This is a genomic window from bacterium (assembly GCA_040754625.1).
Lineage (GTDB): Bacteria > JACRDZ01 > JAQUKH01 > JAQUKH01 > JAQUKH01 > JAQUKH01.
Map to the genome: position 1 here is coordinate 1 of JBFMCF010000013.1, position 6,935 is coordinate 6,935.

Annotated in this window: 6 protein-coding genes; all 6 read left to right on the top strand. The window is 36.0% G+C overall.

All coding sequences use genetic code 11. The features are described from left to right. Positions 1-202 precede the first annotated feature (202 nt). The 6 genes from AB1498_00850 (at position 203) to cas7i (ending at position 6,847) form a co-directional block, all read left to right on the top strand. Positions 203-1,138 (top strand): acyl-CoA dehydratase activase-related protein, encoded by a 936-nt coding sequence (locus AB1498_00850; GenBank protein MEW6086850.1) that lies wholly within the window; start codon positions 203-205, stop codon positions 1,136-1,138. 1 nt (position 1,139) lies between these two features. Then, positions 1,140-2,225: a CoA protein activase gene (locus AB1498_00855; GenBank protein MEW6086851.1), complete on the top strand. Its 1,086-nt coding sequence runs from the start codon at positions 1,140-1,142 to the stop codon at positions 2,223-2,225. A gap of 68 nt (positions 2,226-2,293) precedes the next feature. Then, positions 2,294-3,217: a CRISPR-associated endoribonuclease Cas6 gene (cas6, locus tag AB1498_00860; GenBank protein ID MEW6086852.1), complete on the top strand. Its 924-nt coding sequence runs from the start codon at positions 2,294-2,296 to the stop codon at positions 3,215-3,217. Between the two features lie 111 nt (positions 3,218-3,328). After that, positions 3,329-3,802 (top strand): four helix bundle protein, encoded by a 474-nt coding sequence (locus AB1498_00865; GenBank protein MEW6086853.1) that lies wholly within the window; start codon positions 3,329-3,331, stop codon positions 3,800-3,802. 296 nt (positions 3,803-4,098) lie between these two features. After that, positions 4,099-5,778 carry a Cas8a1 family CRISPR/Cas system-associated protein gene (locus AB1498_00870; protein MEW6086854.1) on the top strand — a complete coding sequence of 560 codons (1,680 nt, stop codon included), beginning with the start codon at positions 4,099-4,101 and terminating at the stop codon, positions 5,776-5,778. Between the two features lies 1 nt (position 5,779). After that, complete coding sequence (cas7i, locus tag AB1498_00875; protein MEW6086855.1) at positions 5,780-6,847, top strand: type I-B CRISPR-associated protein Cas7/Cst2/DevR; 1,068 nt, start codon at positions 5,780-5,782, stop codon at positions 6,845-6,847. Positions 6,848-6,935: the final 88 nt, after the last annotated feature.

The following is a 6,935-nucleotide window of genomic DNA, read 5'->3' on the forward strand; positions in this document are numbered from 1 at the left end:
AAAATATTTTCCCAGTTTAACGAAACAAAAAATAAATTTTATATGGACGAATAGAGCGAAAATAAAGATTTTCCATGGCTGCCGATTAATTTTAAGTCGCGCTTAAAAAAACTCGCTTGTTTTAGGATTAGTATATTCTACCAATATAAATATTTTTGTCAAGATTTAAAAATATTTATGGTAAACTTATGCGGAAATATTTATGGATAAAAAAATCGGGATACCAAAGTCTTTATTATATTATAATTATTTTAGATTTTATGAAACATTCTTCAGGGAAATTGGCGCTGAGATTATTTTATCTTGTCCCGATAAGGTGACAATGGAGAAGGGGGCAAAATTAGTGCCCGATGAGGTTTGCCTGCCTTTAAAAAATTATTTCGGCCATATTATCGACCTGAAAGGGAAAAAAATTGATTTTATTTTCTTGCCGCGGTTTGTAAAAGTGGAAAATAATTCTACCTTCTGTCCAAAAATAATCGGCCTGCCGGACATGGTGAAAAATATAATTCATGATTTGCCGCCTTTAATTGAACTGGATATAGATTCCTCAAAATTATTACTGCTATATGGTAATATTCACAAGATAGGCGGTATTTTTGGCTCAACTTCAATTAATACTTATAAAGCGTGGAGAAAGGCTTTTAGAAATTATAATATACACAGAAAATCGTTATCGGAGGATTTGAAGATATTAAAAAAGAGCGATAAATTGAATATTGCCGTTATTGGGCATCCGTATAATATTTATGACGCGGATCTGAATTTAAATATTATGAATAAATTAGCTGCAAAAGATATTTCAATTTTCACACCCGATATGGTCTCGCCGGAAACAATAATAAAAGAGGCGGGTGATTTGCCAAAAAAGGTGTTTTGGACATTAAGCCGCGATGTAGTCGGTGCAACAAAATATTTTATAAAAGAACCCGGTATACATGGAATAATTAACATTACATCCTTTGGATGCGGGCCTGATTCCATAATAGGAGAATTGATTGGTTCTCTGATAAGGGAATATAATAAAAAGCCTTATTTATTTTTAGTGCTGGATGAACATACCGGTTCCGCCGGGCTTGAAACGAGGTTGGAGGCGTTTATAGAAATGATCAAGACAATCAGGGAAAGGAATTCGTAAAATGCCGGCAGTTACTTTTCCGCACATGGGTTACATTTATATAGCTTTAAAATCAATTTTTGCGTCTCTGGGAAGCCGGGTTATTATCGCGCCGCGTCCGAATAAGAACACCCTTTATCTTGCCTCAAAATATGCGCCTGAACTTACATGCCTGCCTTTAAAAATAAATCTTGGAAATTTAATTGAAGCTTTGAATTTGGGAGCAAATTTAATAGTTACAGGCGGCGGTGAAGGTCCGTGCAGGTTTGGATACTACGGCGAGATTCAAAGAAGGATTCTCGGGGAACTGGGCTATAATTTTGAGCTTGTGTCGGTTAACCAGACAAAAATTCTGGAAGTTGTTAAAAAAATTAAATATATAACTAAAGTCAAGTCAACGTGGGACGTGATGAAATCTTTGTATTTTGGATGGACCAAAATGAAATTGATAGAATCATCTGAGAGCAATCTTAGAACTCTTCGCCTATTTGAAACAAGGGAAGGGGAATGTGAAAGGATATTTTTCAATTTATTGCGAAAGATTGATAATATAAAATCACTGAAAGAGACAAAAGATTTTAAAGGCTATATTGATGAAGAATTTTCAAAGGCCGGGATTGAAAAAAAAAATGATTATTTAAAAATTGCGGTTGTCGGAGAGATTTTTATGGTTTTAGAACCGTTTGTAAATTTCAATCTTGAAAAAAGACTTTCTGAAATGGGAATTTATGTTGACAGGACAGTTAAAATCACGAATTGGCTGAAAAGGGTGTGGTCGTTTGACAGGGAGGCGCGGGCTGAAATAAAAATGATAAAAGAACTTGCGAAACCTTATCTTAAAAAGCACATCGGCGGCGAAGGATTATATTCCATAGGACAGAGTATTTTATCAAAAAGACAAAATTTCGACGGTGTGATACAAATTGCACCTTTTACCTGCATGCCTGAGATTGTGGCATACAGTATTTTCCCGAAAATCATGCAAAAAGAAAAAATACCGGTTCTTTCGCTGTTTCTGGACGAACATTCCTCTGAGACCGGGATCATGACAAGGGTGGAGGCCTTTGTGGATTTGATTAAAAGACAGAAGTTTGTAAAGCATAGTTAAAATTATGAATTGACTTCAATTAATTGTTGTAATACAATAAAAGGCATATTTGGAGAGGTGAAAAAGGCGTGAGAATAAAAGTAACACTTTCATCAGATAAGCCGGGAGCCGTTAATTTTAACTACCAGCACCAGATACAGGCGGTGATTTACGAATTTTTGGCCAGTTCAGATCCTGATTACGCGTCATGGCTGCATGCGCAGGGATATGTTTGCGAAAAAGACAAACGGTTTAAATTATTTGTCTATTCCGGAATAATATTCCAGGGCCCGGTTAGAATAAAAAGTTCAAACCGTTTAAACAGTTCAAACAATTCAATCGGTTCGAACGGCTCAGGCGGCTTAAACAGTTTGAACAGTTTAAACGGCTTGAATATTTCAGACGGTTTTTCTTTCACCGCCTCCCGAATATCACCTTTCTTTTTATCATTCCAAATCGCCTCGCCTGTCCATCAATTTTTACAGCACTTGATAGACGGTATTTTTAGGGAGGGACAAAATATAAGGCTCGGCTCTCAAATATTAAATATCTGCCGCGTAGAAACATTACCGGATCCCTTGAACGGTAACGGCCTGAACGGTTTAAACCGTTCAAACGGATTAAACGGCCTATTATTAAAACCTTTGGAATCGCCAATCTTCGTCAAAAAACCCATGCCTGCTGGTGAAAGGGACATTTATCTTTTCCCCGGGGACGGGGATTATGAAAAACTTCTCAACCAGAATCTCATGCATAAATATGAAACACTTTACGGAAAACCATACGAAGGTGAACCTTTGAAATTCAATTTTCAGCTTGAACTGTTTAAACGGCTTAAACCTAAAATAAATAAATCATTCAAAATCTTCAAAAATGGTAAAATTACCGGAGAAATAAAAGGAACATTACAACCTTTTATTGTAAGCGGGCCCGAAGAATTGATAAAAATCGGCCTCGAATGCGGTTTTGGACAGAATAACAGCATGGGATGCGGGTATGTAGAAACCGTTTAAACACTTTGAACAGTTTAAACCGTTTAAACTGCTTGAACGATTTTTGGGTTTAATCGGTTGGAACGGCTTGAATTGTTAGAACGGTTTGAACAATTTTAAAACGGAGGAGTAATGCAAATAAAATATTTTGAAGACCTCGAAGTCTGGAAATCGGCGAGAGAATTGACAAACAAGATTTATAAAATTACAAACAGCGGCAATTTTTCAAAAGATTACGGCCTGAGAGACCAGATAAGGCGGGCATCTGTTTCCATAATGTCCAATATTGCCGAAGGTTATGAAAGAAGCGGCAATCAGGAATTGATTCAATTTCTTTCGATTGCCAAGGGTTCCTGTGGAGAGGTTAGGACCCAGTTATATGTTGCGATGGACCAGGAATACCTTGATAAGAAACAATGTGAAGAATTAATAAGCGCATTTAAGAAGATTTCTATTATGCTTAACAATTTTATGGAATATTTAAAAGGAAGCCGCCTGAAAGGTGTAAAATATAAAATGCCGAGGCAAAAGACCATGAAAGAGGAATTGGATGAAATAGTCCGAAACTTGAACGTAAAAAAACCCGAATCGTCAGAATCGGTTTAAACTGTTCAAACGGTTGAAACGGTTCAGACTGTTAAACGGATTAAACGGTTAAAACAGCTTGAACGATTTTTTAGTTTAATCGGCTTGAACGGCTTGAACTATTTAAACGGCTTAAACTTTATTTTTAATTCGGAGGCGTTATGGGGATTTTTAGGTGAACGGGGGGCCGTTTATGCCAGTTGGAACTAATTGAACGGTTTGAACTGATTGAACAATTTAACGTTTGAATGATTATTTATTGAACGGCTTAAACTATTTAAACCATTTGAACAATTACTTTAGAAAATTGGAGGGTTATGGGGATTTTTAGGTGGACGGGGAATCCGTTTGTGGATACAGGGCTAATTGTAATCTTGCATTTAACTAATAAGAATGACATTTCAGAACTAAGTTATGATGATGTAGTAAGAGTTTTTAATGATGGTAAAGATTTGGCGAGAATGAACGCAAAATTAAAAACTTTTACAATGGTTTTTGGCAGAAATGGGCCATTGACTAATGGATATGGTTATAAACAAGGAACCCCTTCTGAAAAAAATTATCAAATTTACATAAGTTTAGTTAAAGGACTCTTAAATGCCAGTCAGGCAGAAGATGGAGGCGGTTATATTTGTGAAATTTGTGGAAGAAATACAAATTTTGACTTTGCAAATTTATATGAACAAGTTCTTTCAAAGGCGGGAGAAAAGACAAAAGAAGGTAAGGTATTAGGAAGAGATTGGTTTCCTCTTTCAGGTAGTTTAGGTAGTGATGCTCAAGCCTTGCCGTCAGCTTCCCGCGCTATGCATATTTGCCCAGCTTGTTTATTTTCTGTTCACTATTTACCCGTTGCTCTTATTTTATTTGGTGGGAAAGTCGCGGTATTCCAATCTACCTCGCAATCTTTGACTATTGATTTAGTAACAGCGATTGTTGACGATACAATTGCGCGCTTGAGGGCTGGAAATGGCGAGGCAATCGGTAAAAAGGAAGGAACAAAAGTATTAACAAGCCGTTTGTTAAATCTAATAGAAAAACTTCAAAAGGAGCGAAAAAGAGAAAATCTTCCTGATTATTCAAATTTACTTGTATGGAAATTTAGTAATTCAGGAACCGGCGCGGATTGCAAACTTGAGGAAATTCCCAATAAAGCACTAATGTTTTTATGGGAAGTGGTTCATTTTGGGCTTAGACAGGAAATTGATAAATTACTGGCTAATGAACCTAAATATCCTCGGTTTCAATTATTAACAGCTATAAAAGAGGGAAAAGATTATGGAAATAAAAAATTTGGAGGTTTGTATCCATTTAAGAAAAATCAGGGAGTAACCCCCGAACTTTTTGTCTTGTATCAGTTAAAAATATGTAGGATTTCAAAAAGTGCTTTGCAAATCGCTCAAAAGATTGCATTAAAATATATTAATTCATTAGATGACAAAGCAAAAAAGAATGTTAAATCGGAAATTTTCAGAGATAATTCAAATACAAATAGGGTGCGAAGATTAATGGCTGATATGGCTGAATCAGGAGAATTAAGTTATGACGATTATACGCAATTGTTTGTCGAGATTAGCAGACATCCAATAAAAGTTGATTGGAATGGATGGGATATGATACGTTTTTTTCTTTATCATCCAGAGGAAACAGAATGGAAGCAAAAATTTAATAAAATTGAGGAAGGAGGTAATCAAGTGAAACCGCATCCTTTAATAAAACAAGCATCGGGACTTTATTTTGATGATTATGTAGCAAGAAGAGGATTGGAAAGGTTTAGCAGGGATATTTTAGAAGGTTTTAAAAGAGGAGTATTGAAACGCAAATGGCTGGAAGGTGTTTTTCTTAGGCTTGCTGAAAAGGGACGCGAGGAATTTAATGTTGAAAACTGGGACGAGTTTTGTTGTGACGAAGAAGGCAATCCCGTTTTGCACGAACTGCTATTCCAGATGAGATTGAATTTAGCCAATTTATATGGCCAAAAAATAAAGGAGGAAAAATAAAATGGATAAGGTTTTGACAAATATTGCAGGAACTTTTTTGATTCAGGCTGATGCGTCTTTTCTTAACGGAGCGGGGTTAGGCGAAGGTGAAGATCGTAATGTAACAATTCCCAAGACTTTTCAAGACGGTAAGGATAAAGTTCCTTACGTTTCTTCTCAAGCCTGGAAAAGATGGCTTCGAAATACTTGCCTCGAAGAAAATCCTAACTGGCCGAAGAGTGAGTTAAGGGCAATAGGATTAAGTGAGAAGGGAACAGCTAATAAAATTTCAGGAGAATTGAATCCTGTTTTATGTCCGGAAGATGACATCTTTGGTTATATGAAAGCTGAAAAGGGACAGGGAAAAACAAATGAAGATGCTGAAGAGCCTGAAGAGGTAGAAGAATCTGCTGAGGAAAAAGATAAAAAAGGTAAAAAAAATAAAACAAAATCTGTGATGCGAACCTCTCCTTTTGCCGCATCCCTGCTTGTTTCAATAAGGAAATTTGGTTGGAAAGGAAGGGATGAAGGCTTTGTGCATTTGAAAGAGGGAACTCCACTGCCATATACTACTGAATTTTATAATGCCCACCTTCAGGGTGTTTTTTCTTTATGTTATGCCAAGTTAGGGATATTTTCAAATTTGGGAGATAGAATAGAAATAGAGGAAAGTAAAGCGGATGAATTTATTAAGAAAAACAAAATAAAGATTAAGGAAGATAAGGGTGAACAGGGTAAAATTTATGAAATGGTTTCTAATCCCAGAAAAGAACGGGCGTCTACTCTACTCAAATCTCTTGCAGTTTTGCGGGGCGGAGCTAAACAAGCGCAGTTTGGGACTGATGTATCTCCAAAAGTATTGATTTTAGCCGGCCTAAATTGCGGCAATCCTATTTTTAATCATATTTTTAATGACGCTAAAGAAGGGCCTGAGATAAAAATTGATACGTTGAAGGAAATTATAAAAGATTATACTGATAGGATAATTACTTCTGTCTATATTGGTATACGGAAAGGTTATTTAAAAAATGAGGAGGAAGTGGTTAAATTAAATAACTTGAGTTTGGCAAATTTAAAAAAAAGTATATAAAAAAATAGCTTTCAGCCGAATCTTTTATAGTGTGTTATAAAGGAGACCGGCATGAAAGCTATTAGGAACAAAGTTCCCAAAAAAGTAT